Here is a 16192-nt window from a genome sequence, read left to right on the forward strand (position 1 = left end):
ATGAGCTCAATCTTTTTTATTCCTCTTTTTTAGATAAAGGGTGTTTGAAAAGGGTTCGATTTTTTATCTAATTCTTTCAAATCCCCTTAACCCCCTTTTCTAAAGGGGGAAATTGATTTCTGAATAGATTTTCTCATCCTCATCTCGTTTCACTAAAAAGCATAGATGTTTTTTTAAGGAAAAATTTCAAAAAAAGGATTCATCTTTTTATCAGAAAAGAAATGAAAAGTATCTAAAATTATAAACAACCTGAAACTTTGTATTCGAGAAACCTATGCCTGAAGATAAGCATAGGTTTCTCGAGCTATCATTAATTCCTCGTTAGTTGGGATTACCCAGACTTCGACTTGAGAAGTATTATTATGAATTGATTTAGGAAGAGGATCGTTGGATCGGTTTTTTTGACTGTCGATTACAATCCCTACTTGATCGAGGTTATGGCATATTTTCTCTCGAACGAAAGAATCATTTTCACCGATACCTCCAGTAAAAACCAACGCATCGAGCCCATTCATTAAAGCGATAAATGAGCCAATATATTTTTTTACCTGGTAAACAAAAACCTCGATTGTGAGCAAAGCCCGCTCGTTTCCTTCTTTAGCAGCTTTTTCCAATTCCCAAATTTCGGTACTTTGTCCAGAAATGCCAAGTAAACCTGACTTCTTCACCAATAATTCGTTGATTGCAGAATAACTCATCTTCTCTTTTTCTTGGAGGTAGGTAATAACCTGAGGATCAAAATCTCCCGGTCGAGAGGACATTATAATTCCACTTTGCGGAGTGAAACCACTGGAAATATCTAATGATTTTCCATCTTGAATTGCACAGATGCTGCTTCCACTTCCCAAATGGCAGGAAATAACCCGACTAGATGCGGTAGTCAATTGAGATATTTTTTCCGATATATATCGATGGGAATTTCCATGAAAACCAAATTTAAAAATTCCATGTTTTTGACAAAGTTCGAAAGGGAGCCCATAGGTATAGTGAGCTAAGGGAATGCTTTGGTGGAAGGTGGTTTCAAAAACTCCAACCAAAGGGACTTGAGGGAGAAACCTTTGGAAAATGTCGATGGTAAGTAATGTTGGTGAATTGTGAACCGGTGTAACGCTTTCTAATTCTTGAAGAGCACTAATTACCTGAAAATCAATCAAAGAAGTGGAATTGACTCGATTTCCTCCATTGATGCACTTAATGCCGATTGCCTTAAGCTCTTTCAAATCGTTGAGAGGTCCGTATTCAACGATGTTATTTATTATGGTTTTTAAACCTTGTTCATGAGAACACTGGGGCATGGAGGTTTGAAATATTTTCCCGTTAATCTTATGTTCCCAAAGCGAGTCATCGCGATACAATTGTTTTATTGCTCCTCGGCCAAGGGAAATTTCTTGTTCTTTCTCAATTTCATAGAGTTCATATTTGATTGAAGACCCACCGCTGTTTAAAGCCATAATTTTCATAACTCATTATCATCCTTTCCAATACAAAGTTGAGATTTGCTTTGGGCGGTTTCAAGTAATGTACAAAAGGAACATCTTTCTTGAGTGGTAGGCATACCACAAGAAGAACAATTATTGAGGACAACCTTTGGTTGCTTTTCTGGAAAGAGGGATTGCTTTTTTTCTAAGTAATGAAATAAAAAATAATGTTTGGTTCCAAAGGATTGCTCCTCAATAATATTCAGAGCCTTTTTAAAATCAAGACTGGAAGCTTTTTGAGAGAGAGGACAAATGCTATCGCAAAAAGGGATTTTCATCTGTTGGACGTACCAGAGGATTTCCTGGTCGGTAAGGGTATAAAAGGGTTTTACTTTTTTTACTAAACCTGGGTAGTCGCTGGGTAAGCACGGGCTTTGATGCTGCAGATATTCTTCTCTCCATCGGAGTATGTTTCCCAAAAGGGTGGCGGCTTCGTCATCGAGGTTATGACCGGTAGTTAAAACCGAAAAGTGATGATGAAAGGCATAATGGTTCAGTAAATATCTCTTGACAAGGCCACAAACTGAGCAGGTAGGCCGAGGGATCTTTTTTTGTAATTCCGGTAAAGAAAAACCCAAATGTTCTTTTACATGGATAACCACCAGCGGAAGGTTTTTTTCTTCCGCGAATTTTTGAACAGCTTGAAGGGATTTATCGGAAAAATTGGAGATTCCAAGATCCAAGTGGATAGCAGTTACCTGGTTACCAAGATCAGTTAATACTGACCATAAAGCCATACTATCTTTCCCACCTGAAACCGCCAACAATACCGGTTCTTTTTTTGAAAACATCTGATACTTTTTTATAGCTTGTATGGTTTGTTTTTGAATGAATTTAATAAAGCATCTCTGGCAAAACGCAACATGGTGTCGCTTAATACGAAGAATAGCTTCATCTTTACAGGCAGTACATTTCAAACCCTTCACCTCAGCTGATCATTTCTTACTTATTTTGAATTAAAACATATTCAAGTAGAAATTTCTATCCTGAAGAACCGCGGGCATGACAAATCAAGTTTCTACAAGAGATTTAAAAAAATGCCGTCATCCTGAGGCTTCGTATTCTGAAGCCACGAGGATCTCATCTTTTTATTATCTTTAAAAAAATTTGCTAAATGAGATTGCCACGTCGTCCAACCAAAGAACGGTTGAACTTCTCGCAATGACGATTTTATATAAGTATTTTTATCCTCGTCTGCTGCTATGCAATACAACCGTCTATCCTGCTAAAACAGTGAGCGGTGAGTTGTGAGCGATGATTAGTAAAATTTCAACCGCTTCTCAACCTTCTTCCATCAAGGAAGAGGGAACAATTAGACCAATGAAATTGAAAATTTCGTAGGGGCAGGCCTATGTGTCTGCCCTCATCATTTTGATACAACATTATGTAATTATCCTCCTAAGTTAGACCTAGGGGGAAGTTCCATTTATTTATCTTTAGAACGATTATTTTCTTTGTGAGCACTTGTAAATTGAACTGTTGGTGAATATAATAGGTACTGCTGGCGGTGTAGCTCAGTTGGCAAGAGCATCCGGCTCATACCCGGAGCGTCAGGGGTTCGAATCCCTTCACCGCCACCAGTTTCCTCAATGTTATTCCTATCAGGAGCCCTCGCTGGTATGAAGAAGTATCCTTATTTGGTTAAATCCGTTTCCCGGCTCATTCAAGAGCAGGAGTTAATTATTTCGGGAGACCGAGTTTTAGTTGCTTTTTCTGGTGGTCCCGATTCTACTGCCTTATCCGATATACTTGAACAACTTCGAGAAGAATTCAAATTTCAATTAGCTCTTTTTCACTTAAACCATGGCTTGAGGGGACAAGAAGCTCTCCGTGATCAAAATTTTTGTATTGAATGGGCTAAAAAACGTAATTTAAAGATATTTGTTGAACAGCATGATATAAGAGCATATAAAAAGGAGCTATCGATTTCTTTAGAAGAAGCTGCTCGAAAAGTTCGCTACCAAAAATTAAAAGAAGTTGCTGAGCTCTGGAAAGCTGATAAAATTGCTCTTGGCCATCATCGTAACGATCAGGTAGAAACCATCTTGATGAACATCATTCGAGGAACTGGATTAGATGGTCTCAGAGGAATGCCCTTTCGAAATGGAAAATTTATACGTCCTCTTTTAAAGACAACCCTTGATGAAATTCGCCACTACCTAAAAGAGCATAACTTGACATATGTTGTTGATTCAACAAACCTTGATAAATCTTTTTTAAGAAATCGAATTCGTCATGGATTAATTCCCTTATTAAAACAGGACTATAATGCCAAAATTGAAGACGTAATTTTTCGCATGGGATTAAATATTCAAGAATCTCTTTCGACATATCCAGAAGAGAAGTGGCCAATTGAAAAAAAGGGTCAACTTTATTACTTGCCTCTGAGTAGCTTGGTTGAAACTTCTGACTACAAAAGAAGACGAGGTTTAATTGAATTAATTAAACAGGTAAAAGGAGATACCTATCACATAACCAGAGCCCATTTTAAAGCACTGGAATATATTGTAAAAAAAGGGAAAGGGCAAACCATTCTTCCGGAAAAGATTTCTTTTTGGGTGGATGATGGTTTTATTTATGCTCGTCGGGGCGAATTATTATTAGGATATATTCCCACATGGTCTTACGATTTAAAAATGCCCGGGAGCAATCAACTAGAAAATATTGGATTAATTATCGAGTCTTTTTATAAGAACTCCACAGTTCAATTTGGTTTGAAGACTTTGTGGTGTGAAATTGATCTGAATAAATGTGAATTTCCTTTGTTGGTAAGGAATTATTTAAATGGAGATCGAGTAGTAGTTAATGGAAAAGAAAAGAAATTAAAAACATTTTTTCATAGCCAAGGCATTCCTGAAAATTGGAGAAGAAAGATCCCAATTTTATGTGATCAAAAAAAGATTCTATGGATACCCGGAATTTTACTTGACGAAAGAGCTCAAGTTCAGGAAAATAGCAAAAGCATTCTTATTGTCACGATGAGGGCATATAAGAGGTGAAAAAATGGATGATTTTATAGATAAAATATTAATATCTCAAGAGGAAATCGAGACTCGAGTAAATGAATTGGCTAAACAAATAAGCAAGGATTATGTCGGCAAGGAGATCCGTGCTATCGGAATTCTACGCGGAGCTTTTATTTTTATGTCAGATCTAATCCGGAATATTTCGGTTCCCTTAAGTGTTGACTTTATGTCTATATCAAGTTATGGGGATGACAGCGAGTCGGGTGGAGTCATTAGAATATTAAAAGACTTAGATAAACCAATTCATAATAAGCATGTTCTTATCATTGAAGATATTGTTGATACCGGCCTCACTCTGCAACATCTGAAGGAGGTTCTTGCCATTCGAGAACCAGCAAGCTTGAGAGTATGTGCATTATTGGACAAAAAAGAAAGAAGAATAGTCAATAATTTAGAAGCTGAATATACCGGTTTTGTGATTCCTGATCAGTTTGTGGTTGGGTACGGTTTAGATTATGCTGAAAAATACCGGAATTATCCTTTTATCTTTGTGCTGAAATCAAAATATTATCAAGGGATTTGATATGTTACAATTATTTTAAATTATTATTTTTTTAGAATACACTTATATAAAAATATCTGAATAAATATTAGAAAATGACAAAAGGAGAATATTGATTATGTTTCTTAGTCGGAATAATCAGAGGAGGATGAAATAATAAGTGAAACTGAATAATACCCCTGGAGGGAAATTTTACAGAAACATGGGATTTTATCTCTTGTTTCTTATCATAGTAGTTTCATTAGTAACCTCCTTTATGCAACAGGAAATACCACCTCAAGCTTTTACCTATACCGAATTCATTGATTTGGTTAAAGAAAATGAGGTTGAGAGCGTTACTATAATGGATAAAAATATATTAGGCAGCCTCAGAGACGGGACCAACTTTACCACGTATGCTCCAGAAGACCCTCAATTGATTGAAATCCTAAGAAACCAAAATGTCAACATTGATGCCAAACCGCCTACTGAGCCGTCTTGGTGGTCAAGGATTCTTGGATCGCTTCTACCAACAGCTTTGCTTATTATTGTGTGGATTTTTTTACTTCAGCAATTTCAGGGTGGAGGAAGTAAAGTCACTTCATTTTCCAAAAGTCATGCTCGAATGGTAGATGCCGAAAAGGTGAAGATTACCTTTGACGATGTTGCAGGTATTGAAGAGGTAAAAGAAGAATTAAGTGAAGTGGTTGATTTTCTAAAGAATCCTCGAAAATTCCAGAAATTAGGAGCTCGAATCCCCCGTGGCGTATTATTATACGGACCGCCAGGCACAGGGAAAACCCTTTTAGCCAAAGCAGTAGCCGGTGAAGCAGGGGTTCCTTTTTTTAGCATCAGTGGTTCCGATTTTGTGGAAATGTTCGTTGGTGTTGGAGCAGCCCGGGTTCGAGATCTGTTTGGAAATGCCAAACGAAATTCTCCTTGTATAATTTTTGTTGATGAGCTGGATGCTGTTGGGCGGCATCGAGGTGCTGGTTTAGGGGGAGGACACGATGAAAGGGAACAAACATTAAATCAACTTTTAGTGGAAATGGATGGGTTTGATCCAAATCAGGGGGTTATATTGATTGCGGCTACCAACCGACCTGATATTCTCGATCCAGCTCTCCTCAGACCAGGTCGCTTTGACAGGAGAATTGCCGTACCACGGCCTGATGTTTCTGGAAGAGAAGCGATCCTCAAGGTTCATGCTAAGGGGAAACCCTTGGGGAAAGATATTGATCTCAAAATATTAGCTCGAAGAACTCCGGGCTTTGTGGGGGCTGACCTTGCCAACATGATGAACGAAGCAGCATTGCTTGCCGCCCGTAAAGGAAAAGATTTCATTGAAATGTCGGATCTGGAAGAATCCATTGATAAAGTTGTTGCTGGACCGGAAAGGAAAAACGTCATAATTAGCGAGAAGGAAAAGAAAGTTGTAGCTTATCATGAGGCTGGTCATGCATTAGTAGCAAGGTTTCTTCCTAACACCGATCCGGTCCATAAAATATCAATAATTCCGCGTGGTGGAGCAGCTCTTGGATATACCTTACAACTTCCAACTGAAGATCGATATCTTATCAGTAAACAAGAATTGATGACTCGTTTGGCAGTCCTATTAGGAGGGCGAGTCGCTGAAGAAATCGTTTTTGGAGATATAACCACTGGTGCTCATGATGATTTGCAGAAAGCAACTGAAATAGCCAGAGAGATGGTTTGTGAATATGGTATGAGCGACACCCTGGGACCTTTAACTTTAGGACGCAGACATAAGGAAGTTTTTTTGGGGAAAGACATTGCAGAAGACCGAAATTACAGCGAAGAAGTTGCTTATACAATCGACAAAGAGGTTAGAAGCATTATTGATAGTGCTTATGAACAAGCTCGAAAATTAATCGTGGAAAATCGAGATAAACTGGATAAACTTACCACAATACTATTAGAAAAGGAAGTCTTAGAGAGAGAAGAAATTGATAATATCTTAGAAATTAATGAGAAAGAGAACTCTGAAATTCCAACAGAAAAGGATAAAAATCAACAAACTTCTACTGCACCATTATTGTCAGATATACCTTCGGACCAGGAAGGGAGGATTAATACAAAATGAAGAGTAATACCCTTCGGATTGGTTTAACCGGGGTTGCTTCAGCTATTGTAGGGAAAGAAAATACTGCCGATAAGTTTGAAAAAGAGATGGTTCCGGCATTTGCTACTCCTATGTTGGTATCGCTTATGGATAATGCTGCCTTTTATGCAGTTAAGAATCATTTAGCTGATGGTTATGAAAGCGTGGGAACCCGGATTAGTATTTCCCATATTGCTGCTACGCCACCGGGAATGAAAGTTACTGCTCGGGCAACTTTAGTAGAAATTTATAGGAACCGATTAGTTTTTGAAGCCGAAGCATTTGATGAAATCGAAAAAATAGGTGAAGGAAAATTAGAACGATTTGTGGTTAGAAGGGACAGCTTTTTAAAGAAACTTGATCAAAAAACACGAATAATATCAAAATAATAGGATATAATTCAATACTTTAATTTTTTAAATATGAAATGGTGATGAAAGATGCGGCAATTTGCAGTATTTGGATTAGGTATATTTGGGAAGAATATAGCCTTAGCGCTTTATCAACAAGGTTTTATGGTTTTAGCAGTCGATATTGATGAAACACCGGTGAGAGATTTAGCAAGTGAGGTAAGCGAAGTTGTTCAAGCTGATACAACTGATGAAAAGGTTTTGGAGGCACTTGGGGTCAAGAATTTCGATGTTGCTATTGTCAGCATTGGAAATGATATACAATCCAGCGTCCTGACAACCTTAGCATTAAAAGATATGGGAGTACCATTTATCGTAGCTCGAGCTATTAATGAAAATCATGGAAAAATTCTTAGTAAAGTTGGAGCTGACCGAGTCATTTTTCCTGAAAAAGATATGGCGATTAAAGTTGCGAAAACTTTGACCTTTCAAAATGCGATACGAACTGAAGAACTTTTTCCTGGTTATAATATTGTTGAATCAAAGCTTCCTGTAGTTTTGGCAAATACAACTTTAAGCAAGTCACAACTTAGAAACCGCTTTGGTGTTACTGTTTTAGCCATTAGAAGGGCAGATGAATACATAGTATCTCCTGCCGCCAGTGAAATATTGAACAAAAATGATATCATCTACGTCTTAGGAGATGAGAATCAGCTCAAGAAGTTTTTCCGTGAATTAGCTTCAGAACGAACCGATAATGGGGGATCTTAATGAAAGCACAAGCTGAATGTTTTGGTTGTAATATTCGACAAGCCTTAGAAGCAATAGAGAAAACAGGGAAAGATCAGCAATTTGCTTGGCAAGTGTTAAAAAGTATATGTAAAAATTATGCTCAAGCCGATTCAAAATGGACACCAGCTTTTATGACAACTGTTGCTCATCGCATTGCACAGGACATGATTGGTATCGAGGATATCTTTTATGAGGAAAAAAGATATTATAATCAGATGGCCTTGGAGCTTTATCCTCAATTAAAAGAATATGTGGAAAAAAGTCAAAACCGCTTGGAAACAGCTTTACGGATTGCAATTGCTGGAAATATAATTGATTTGGGTGTTTACAAAGAAATCAAGGTAGATGAAATTCTCTATCAGATTGAACATACTCCCTGGGGAATTTATGATTGGATTGATTTTCAATCTGATCTGAAAGCTTCTAAAAATCTCCTCTATATCGGTGACAATGCTGGTGAAGTCGTATTTGATCGAGTGTTTTTAGAAGAAATAAATCAAGGGAGAAAAATATATTTTATTGTTAAAGAAAAACCAATTTCCAATGATGCTCTCCGGGAAGACGCTGTTGAAGCTGGTATAGATAAAATAGCAACAATATTAACCACAGGCCAGGGTGAAATTGGGATAGATATTGAACGTGCTCCTCAGGACGTACAAGAGATATGGCATAAAGCTGATTGTATTTTTTCTAAAGGACAGGGAAACTATGAAACTCTGAGCGATCGACCAGAGGGCATCTATTTTCTCTTAAAAGCAAAATGTAAAGCGGTATCTCGAGAGCTGGGTGTAGAAAAGGGAGCATTAATTTTAAAGAAAAATAGGAGCTAAAAGAGATTTGATTACGGTACTGGGATTTCTATACTTTTTTTTCTTGACAACCCAGCGATATTGTAAATAATATTAATTATTAATCACTTGCTAAAATAATTGTTAGTCTTTATCATATAAATGGTATATATCTAAAAAACTGGCTTTTTATTTGCAAAAAACCAATTTTCATGTAAAAATTGTGAATAAGTTTTTGATTTATTAAGACGGGTTTAAAAATGCCCAATCCCATACTGTCAAGGAGATCGTCAAAAGGTGAATATAACTAACGTTCAAGCCTGTGGCGGGATAGTAAGGAAATTCGAAGGGCAAAACCAATATATTCTCCTCATTAGAAAAAAGAACTCCCCCCTATGGACCCTTCCCAAAGGCCACCAAGAAAATCATGAATCTGATCAGGAAACTGCAATAAGGGAAGTTCAAGAAGAAACCGGCTATCAATGCAATATTGAAAAAACAGCAGGGGAAATCAAATTTCAATACCAAAAAAATGGTCAGAGCTTCTTTGAAAGAGTTAAGTATTTTGTTATGATACCTGAAAACAATATAAACGCTTTTGATACTGAAGAAATCGAAGAAGTTCGTTGGGTGGAAATTAAAGAAGCCAAGAATTTTCTTTTTTATCAGAACGAAAAGGATCTTATTCAAATTATAATCGAAAAAAAATTTTGAATTTAAAAATTGAGAAAGGGGGAAAAGTAAGAAAATATTGAAAAAAATGTGTACAGCGCTTGAAATTTTCGGTGAAATATTGTAAAAGGAGGGGGAATGTTGGTTTCCCCGGGATCACAGGGAAACGGATCCCCAAAAATAGCAGTTCAATGCGGACTAAGGAGGTAGGCAAATGGAGCTTCTCAAGATCTCTTCCAAAACAAGACCAGCAGCATTAGCGGGGGCTCTGGCAGGGGTAATAAGGGAACATGGGAAGGCAGAGATGCAAGCTGTTGGAGCAGGAGCGGTTAATCAGGCGGTAAAGGCGATAGCTATTGCTAGGGGTTATCTTGCGCCAAGCGGTGTAGATCTGGTTTGTATTCCGGCCTTTGTTGATGTTAAAATTGATGACAATGAGAAAACTGCAATAAGATTCATAGTTCTTCCTGGATAGGGGAAATCAGAATTTAAATTAAAAGGAGGTAAGTGGAGGGATGAATAAACAAGAATTAGTAAATGTATTATCGGAAAAAATTAACAAAAACCGCAAAGATAAAATATCTAAGAAAGATATGGCGATGATTGTTGATAATTTATTTGATTCTATCCAAAAGGAGTTAAAAAAGGGAGGGAAAATTCAACTCGTTGGTTTTGGGACCTTTGGAGTGAAAACCAGAGCTGGTCGGAGAGGTAGGAATCCACAGACTGGAAAAGAGATCCAAATCCCTTCCACAAAGGTACCGTTTTTCCGTCCTGGTAAAGGCTTAAAGGAAATTGTAAAATAATTTTTTAGAATTATATTATATTGAGATCAATAAAAAAGAAGGGGCGATGCCCCTTCTTTTTTATTCGTAAAGTATAAAAATCTTGTAATTATTGAACAAGGAGATATCGATATGTTATGCGATTACCATATTCATACTCATCGCTGTGGCGATGCTCAAGGTAACTATGAAGAGTATATCGAGAACGCTTTGAAGGTAGGATTAACCGAGATTGGCTTTTCGGGTCACTGCCCCCAATATTTTCTACCCAAGGAGAAAAGAACCCGCCATTGTGCAATACCTGATGAAGAACTGGAAATCTATGTTGAAGAAGTGGAATCTCTTAAAACAAAATATAAAGATTCAATTACCATAAAAACCGGCTTAGAAGTTGATTATATCCCTGGAAAAGAGAAAGAAGCTTTATCAGTTGTAGAATTCTATGATTGGGATTACCTATTTTTGTCAGTTCATTTTTTAGGCGATTGGGCTTTCGATCACCCCAAATATATTCATTGCTATGAAAATCGGGATATCAATGAAATATATCGATCATACTATAAAACCTTAATGCAAGGTATTGAGACTGGTTGTTATAATATTATTGCTCATTTTGATCTACCGAAAAAATTTCGTTTCCAACCAACCGAAACTATTATTGAAGAAGACCAAGCAATTGAATTGTGTAAAAATTTTAATATGGCAATTGAATTGAATACCGCTGGATACCGAAAACCAATTGGAGAAGCCTATCCATCAGAAGATATTTTAAGAAAATGTTTTCAAGCACAAATTCCGATTTGTCTTGGTTCTGATGCTCATCGTCCTGATGAGGTCGGAAAAAATTTTAAAACGGCCTTAGATTTACTTAAAAAAGTGGGATATACTCGTTTGACTCAATTTAATAAAAAGAGAAAAACATCTTATCCTATTGGAAAGGAATAAAAAAGCCATTATCTCGATAATTTATTTGAGTGGAGGAAGAGGAGTTAGGGAGAGATTAAAATGAGGTTGATTATAACTATGATTTCAATAGTCATCATCGTACCTATCCTCTTTCTAAAATTAGCCCAAGACCATCCCCAATCAATCTTTTTTCGAAATTTTATTTGGATCATAATTATAGCTTTAGTTCTCATTTTTTTATCTGCCATAGGAGGGAAAAAAAGTGATTGACTTTTTGACATCAGTTAACAACCTCCCACGAAAAACAAAAATAGTTGCTACAATTGGACCTAGTGTTGCAAATCCAGAAAAAATTGTGAAGTTAATACAAGAGGGAGTAGATGTTTTTCGTTTAAATTTTTCACATGGTACTCTGGAAGAACACTTTTCCGTCCTTCAAACCATTCGGAAATACGATTCCCAACAAAAGGAGTTTCATGGTGTAATTGGTGATCTTCCTGGCCCAAAACTCAGAATCGGAGAAATACAGGGAGAGGAGGCAGAGTTATTAAATGGAGCAATCATTTATATCATACATTCAACTCTTCCTGGTTCCTTGCCGGTAATTACCGTTGAAAATGATATGTTATTTGCTCTTCTTAAAGCCGGAGATATTTTTTTTATTAATGACGGTTTGGTGCGTTTAAGGATTCTTTCCAATCAGAATCGTATAATTTTGTGTAAAGTTGAAAAGGGAGGGATTATTTCTTCACGAAAAGGAATAAATATTCCCTATTTACCCGATAGTTTTCCTTCTTTAACCGCCCGGGATCTTCTCATTTTAGAAGCGATTAAAGATTGGGATTTGGATTTTCTTGCTCTTTCGTTTGTTCGAGGAGTAAAGGATATTCTTACTTTGCGTAAAAAAATTAGCCCATTCAAGAAACCCTTTTCTATTATTGCTAAAATAGAGAAGCCACAGGCTTTGGATGAAATCGAAGATATCGTTGAAGCATCGGATGGAATAATGATTGCCCGGGGCGATCTTGGAGTTGAGATACCAGTTGAATCGGTTCCTTTTTGGCAAAAAAAGATAATATTTGAATCACGCCGTAGATGTAAACCAGTTATAGTAGCAACACAAATGTTGGATAGCATGATAAGAAATCCAATCCCAACCAGAGCCGAAGTAAGTGATGTTGCAGGTGCTATTTTTGATGGAACCGATGCGATTATGTTATCAGGTGAGACAGCCATGGGTGACTTTCCTATGGAATCGGTTCAAATAGCTAGCAAAATTGCTCGATATACCGAAAATCATGCTGATTTTGTTCCTGATGTCCAGAAAATTATATCCGACAATACTGATTTGTCCAGTGCAATATCTTTTGGTGCCTGGGAAATAGCTCGCAATCTTAAACTTCCTGTAATTGTAACAGCAACTTATTCGGGAAGTACTGCCCGAAGGATATCCCGCTTTCGACCTAATATTCCGATATTGGCTTTTTCACCACAATATCATATTCTCCGCCATCTAAAACTTTCCTATGGAGTAATTCCCTTTTCGATGAATTTATGTACTGAACCATCTGAATTAATTGAAGAAATGAAAAGACTTACTCTTGCATCTCGTTTCGGGAAAAAAGGAGATAAAATTGTTATTACAGCTGGAGTTCCATTACAGAAATCAGGTTTTACCAATTTACTCCAAGTTGAAGAAATTTAATATTAAGTCAAAAAATAAGATATTTCAATAACTTTATAGTATTATAATTTTACTTTGAATCAATTGGAATATATGAAATACAGATATTTGAGGAGCTCGTTTATGGATTTTATGGATCTCCTTCGTTCTTATCCGGTGATTCCCGCTCTACGTTTTGAAGGACAAAAAAAGATAGACTTATCATCCATTCAAACTGGTGGACCTTGTTTTCTTCTCGATGGCAATATAAATACTATTAAATTAATTTTAGAAAAAATAGAAAAACATTTCTCAACCTTTTTTTTACATCTTGATTTGTTTTCCGGTCTTTCTGCCGATCAAGATGGCTTAATCTTTATGAAAAAACATTTCCAGGAGATCAACGGAATTATATCGACCCGATCTCGTACTATATCTTTAGCAAAAAAACTCGGTTTTATAACAATATTTAGAATTTTTCTTTTAGATAGCGAAAGCTTAAATACCGGGTTGAAAGTTGCATCTCAATTATCTCCCGAGGCAATTGAAATATTACCAGGAATTATATTTCCCTTTATCCAAAAACAAATCCCCATTAAAAATCTACCTCCAGTTATTTGTGGAGGATTCATAAGAAACCGTGAGGAAGTAAAATCAATTTTACAATCTGGTGCAACAGCCGTATCAACCAGTTCGCCGGATTTATGGATGAGAGGATGAAATCTTCTATCAAAGATCAAAAAATCTATTATATAAAATAGATCAAGAAACCGATATTTTTAGGAATCGAAGGGTAAATATGAGAACTTTTGTAGGAGGAAAAAATGATTGAATTGTTGGATAAAGAATTCATAGTCCTCATCCTTCAAAAAAACCAATCTCTTTTTGACCAGTTAACTTCCAAGTTGTTTAAATGCTATCCGAAAGTCCATTTTTTTACCGCAACCAATGTAGCCATCGGTCTTGATATCGCTCAAAGGGAAAAACCCGAAATAATATTTTTAGAAAATTCGATATTTCATCAGGGACAACAACAATTTTATCAAACAATCCGGAACCATGAATTAACTAAGGATATACCGATCATTCTACTTCTTCCAGAAAACTTCAAATTTCAAAATCAACACCAGCTATTGGAATTTGAGGCAGATGGCTTTCTCAGGTATCCCTACGACGAAGATGAATTAATTGTACTTGTCAATGCTCTTTTAAAAATAAAATCAATCCCTTTTCGGAGAAATAACGGGATAAAAAATATCATACTTCAATATGAAAGACGTATTCAGGAATTGGAAAATGAATTAAGTAAAAGGAAACATTCCGAAGAAGAATTGAAAGTAAATATTGATAAATATCATTCTTTTTTTGAAAACAGTATTGATGCAATGTTGTTAACTCAACCTGATGGAACAATATACGCTGCTAACCCCGAAGCTTGTAAAATGTTTGGTTGGACTGAAGAGGAAATTATTAGATTAGGAAGAAATGGTGTTGTCGATGTCAATGATCCGCAACTTCCTCTCTTATTAAAAGAAAGGAGAGATAAGGGAAAAGCTAAAGGTGAATTGTTGTTTATCCGAAAAGACGGAAGCCGCTTTCCAGCCGAATTGACATCAGCAGTATTTTATAATTCCCGCAATCAAGAGAGAACCATCATTATCATTCGGGATATAACTGAACGAAAAAAGATTGAGGAAGCCTTAAGAAAAAGTGAAGAAAAATTCCGTCTAATTGCGGAAAATACCGGAGACAACATCACGGTTTTAGATCTTAAATTAAATCTTACCTATGTTAGTCCCTCAATAATAAAGGTCCGTGGTTATTCTGCTGAAGAAGCTATTCATCAGACTTTAGATCAAATATTTACACCTGAATCATTAAAAAAACTGATGCAAATCTTTGAAGAACAAATGGCCTTAGAAGCCAGTGGTAGCGCCGACCCGAAAAGAACGATAAGTTTAGAAGTTGAAGAATACCATAAAGATGGATCGACCATTTGGGTTGAGAATACCATGTCTTTTTTAAGAGATGATTCTCAAAAACCCATCGGCATTATTGCTGTAACGCGTGATGTAACCAAGAGGAAACAGGTTGAACAGGCATTGAGGGAAAGTGAAGATTATATCAAAACCGTCTTAGACAATCTTCCAATTGGAGTGGCAGTTAATCTTCTTGACCCTCATGTCTCGTTTCGCTATATGAATGATAACTTTCCGAAATTTTATCGGACTACACGGGAAGCGATAGAAAAAGAGGGTTCTTTTTGGGAAGCAGTATATGAAGATTTAGAATTCCGAGAAATAATTAAAAAAAGAGTTTTAGAAGATTGTGCCAGTAATGACTTAGAACATATGCAATGGAATGATGTTCCTATTGTTCGTCAAGGACAAGAGACAAAATATATAAATGCCAGAAACATTCCCATACCGGGAAGAGATCTCATGATATCAACTGTTATGGATGTAACTGAGCGCAAGAAAGCAGAGTTAGCTTTAGAAACGAGCAATAAAAAACTACGGAAAACCTTAGAATCAATAGTAGAAACTATAGCGGAGATTGTAGAAACTAGGGATTATTATACTGCCGGTCATCAGAGAAGAGTCGCTCACCTCGCCCAAGCGATCGCATTGGAATTAGGTTTAGAAAATGATCGGGTTATTGGCCTCTATATGGCAAGCGCTATTCATGATATTGGGAAAATAGCAGTGCCCATAGAAATCCTCATTAAACCAACAAAACTGTCTAATATTGAATTTAGCTTGATAAAGACCCATTGCCGAGCAGGTTATGAGATACTTAAGGATATTGAGTTTCCTTGGCCAATAGCTGATATTGTTTTACAACACCATGAAAGAATCAACGGTACTGGGTATCCTGCTGGCCTAAAAGGAGAAGAAATAATTTTAGAAGCGCGAATTTTGACTGTGGCAGATGTGGTTGAGGCGATTGCTTCCCACCGGCCGTATCGACCAGCCAAAGGAATTGAAATTGCTCTGAAGGAAATAAAAGAGAACCGAGGCACTCTTTATGAACCAGTCGTTGTTGACTGCTGTTTATCCCTTTTTGAAGAAAAAGGTTATCAGTTTCCTATCCTATAACTTCAATGATAAAAGTAATGATCCCAAATTC

General features: G+C 36.6%; 16 protein-coding genes and 1 tRNA gene. 15 read left to right on the forward strand and 2 right to left on the reverse strand.

What is annotated here, in order from left to right:
* Positions 1-272 precede the first annotated feature (272 nt).
* A complete protein-coding gene (locus RT761_RS09920; RefSeq protein ID WP_218111264.1) occupies positions 273-1460 on the reverse strand; it encodes an acetate/propionate family kinase in 1188 nt (395 codons plus the stop codon).
* Positions 1457-2404: a PP-loop family protein gene (locus RT761_RS09925; RefSeq protein WP_343073748.1), complete on the reverse strand. Its 948-nt coding sequence runs from the start codon at positions 2402-2404 to the stop codon at positions 1457-1459. Before RT761_RS09925 ends, RT761_RS09920 begins: the two co-directional genes overlap by 4 nt.
* A 577-nt stretch (positions 2405-2981) precedes the next feature.
* On the opposite strand from RT761_RS09925, the gene RT761_RS09930 reads away from it, so the two are divergent.
* From RT761_RS09930 to RT761_RS10000, 15 genes are all read left to right on the forward strand, one after another.
* Positions 2982-3058: transfer RNA gene (locus RT761_RS09930), tRNA-Met, on the forward strand.
* Positions 3059-3097: 39 nt separating this feature from the next.
* Positions 3098-4477: a tRNA lysidine(34) synthetase TilS gene (gene tilS / locus RT761_RS09935; protein WP_218111266.1), complete on the forward strand. Its 1380-nt coding sequence runs from the start codon at positions 3098-3100 to the stop codon at positions 4475-4477.
* 4 nt (positions 4478-4481) lie between these two features.
* On the forward strand, positions 4482-5027 hold the full coding sequence (gene hpt, locus RT761_RS09940; protein ID WP_218111267.1) for a hypoxanthine phosphoribosyltransferase: 546 nt from the start codon (positions 4482-4484) through the stop codon (positions 5025-5027).
* A 181-nt stretch (positions 5028-5208) separates the two neighbouring features.
* Positions 5209-7089 carry an ATP-dependent zinc metalloprotease FtsH gene (ftsH, locus tag RT761_RS09945; RefSeq protein ID WP_218113417.1) on the forward strand — a complete coding sequence of 627 codons (1881 nt, stop codon included), beginning with the start codon at positions 5209-5211 and terminating at the stop codon, positions 7087-7089.
* Positions 7086-7496, forward strand: a complete 411-nt coding sequence (locus tag RT761_RS09950; RefSeq protein ID WP_218111268.1) for a thioesterase family protein — start codon at positions 7086-7088, stop codon at positions 7494-7496. Before ftsH ends, RT761_RS09950 begins: the two co-directional genes overlap by 4 nt.
* Before the next feature lie 51 nt (positions 7497-7547).
* Positions 7548-8228 (forward strand): potassium channel family protein, encoded by a 681-nt coding sequence (locus RT761_RS09955; protein ID WP_218111269.1) that lies wholly within the window; start codon positions 7548-7550, stop codon positions 8226-8228.
* Positions 8228-9079 (forward strand): damage-control phosphatase ARMT1 family protein, encoded by an 852-nt coding sequence (locus RT761_RS09960; protein WP_218111270.1) that lies wholly within the window; start codon positions 8228-8230, stop codon positions 9077-9079. The genes RT761_RS09955 and RT761_RS09960 overlap by 1 nt, the downstream gene beginning before the upstream one ends.
* A 255-nt stretch (positions 9080-9334) precedes the next feature.
* Complete coding sequence (locus tag RT761_RS09965; RefSeq protein WP_218111271.1) at positions 9335-9751, forward strand: NUDIX hydrolase; 417 nt, start codon at positions 9335-9337, stop codon at positions 9749-9751.
* Positions 9752-9923: 172 nt separating this feature from the next.
* Complete coding sequence (locus RT761_RS09970; RefSeq protein ID WP_218111272.1) at positions 9924-10184, forward strand: stage V sporulation protein S; 261 nt, start codon at positions 9924-9926, stop codon at positions 10182-10184.
* A 40-nt stretch (positions 10185-10224) separates the two neighbouring features.
* Positions 10225-10515: an HU family DNA-binding protein gene (locus RT761_RS09975; RefSeq protein WP_218111273.1), complete on the forward strand. Its 291-nt coding sequence runs from the start codon at positions 10225-10227 to the stop codon at positions 10513-10515.
* A 111-nt stretch (positions 10516-10626) separates the two neighbouring features.
* A complete protein-coding gene (hisJ, locus tag RT761_RS09980) occupies positions 10627-11439 on the forward strand; it encodes a histidinol-phosphatase HisJ (protein WP_218111274.1) in 813 nt (270 codons plus the stop codon).
* A 60-nt stretch (positions 11440-11499) separates the two neighbouring features.
* Positions 11500-11670: a hypothetical protein gene (locus tag RT761_RS09985; RefSeq protein WP_218111275.1), complete on the forward strand. Its 171-nt coding sequence runs from the start codon at positions 11500-11502 to the stop codon at positions 11668-11670.
* Positions 11663-13105: a pyruvate kinase gene (gene pyk, locus RT761_RS09990; protein WP_218111276.1), complete on the forward strand. Its 1443-nt coding sequence runs from the start codon at positions 11663-11665 to the stop codon at positions 13103-13105. The genes RT761_RS09985 and pyk overlap by 8 nt, the downstream gene beginning before the upstream one ends.
* Before the next feature lie 102 nt (positions 13106-13207).
* Positions 13208-13783: a glycerol-3-phosphate responsive antiterminator gene (locus RT761_RS09995; RefSeq protein WP_218111277.1), complete on the forward strand. Its 576-nt coding sequence runs from the start codon at positions 13208-13210 to the stop codon at positions 13781-13783.
* 104 nt (positions 13784-13887) lie between these two features.
* Positions 13888-16161, forward strand: coding sequence for a PAS domain S-box protein (locus RT761_RS10000; protein WP_218111278.1), 2274 nt, complete (start codon positions 13888-13890; stop codon positions 16159-16161).
* The last annotated feature ends 31 nt before the right edge of the window (positions 16162-16192 follow it).

This window comes from Atribacter laminatus, assembly GCF_015775515.1.
Classification (GTDB): domain Bacteria; phylum Atribacterota; class Atribacteria; order Atribacterales; family Atribacteraceae; genus Atribacter; species Atribacter laminatus.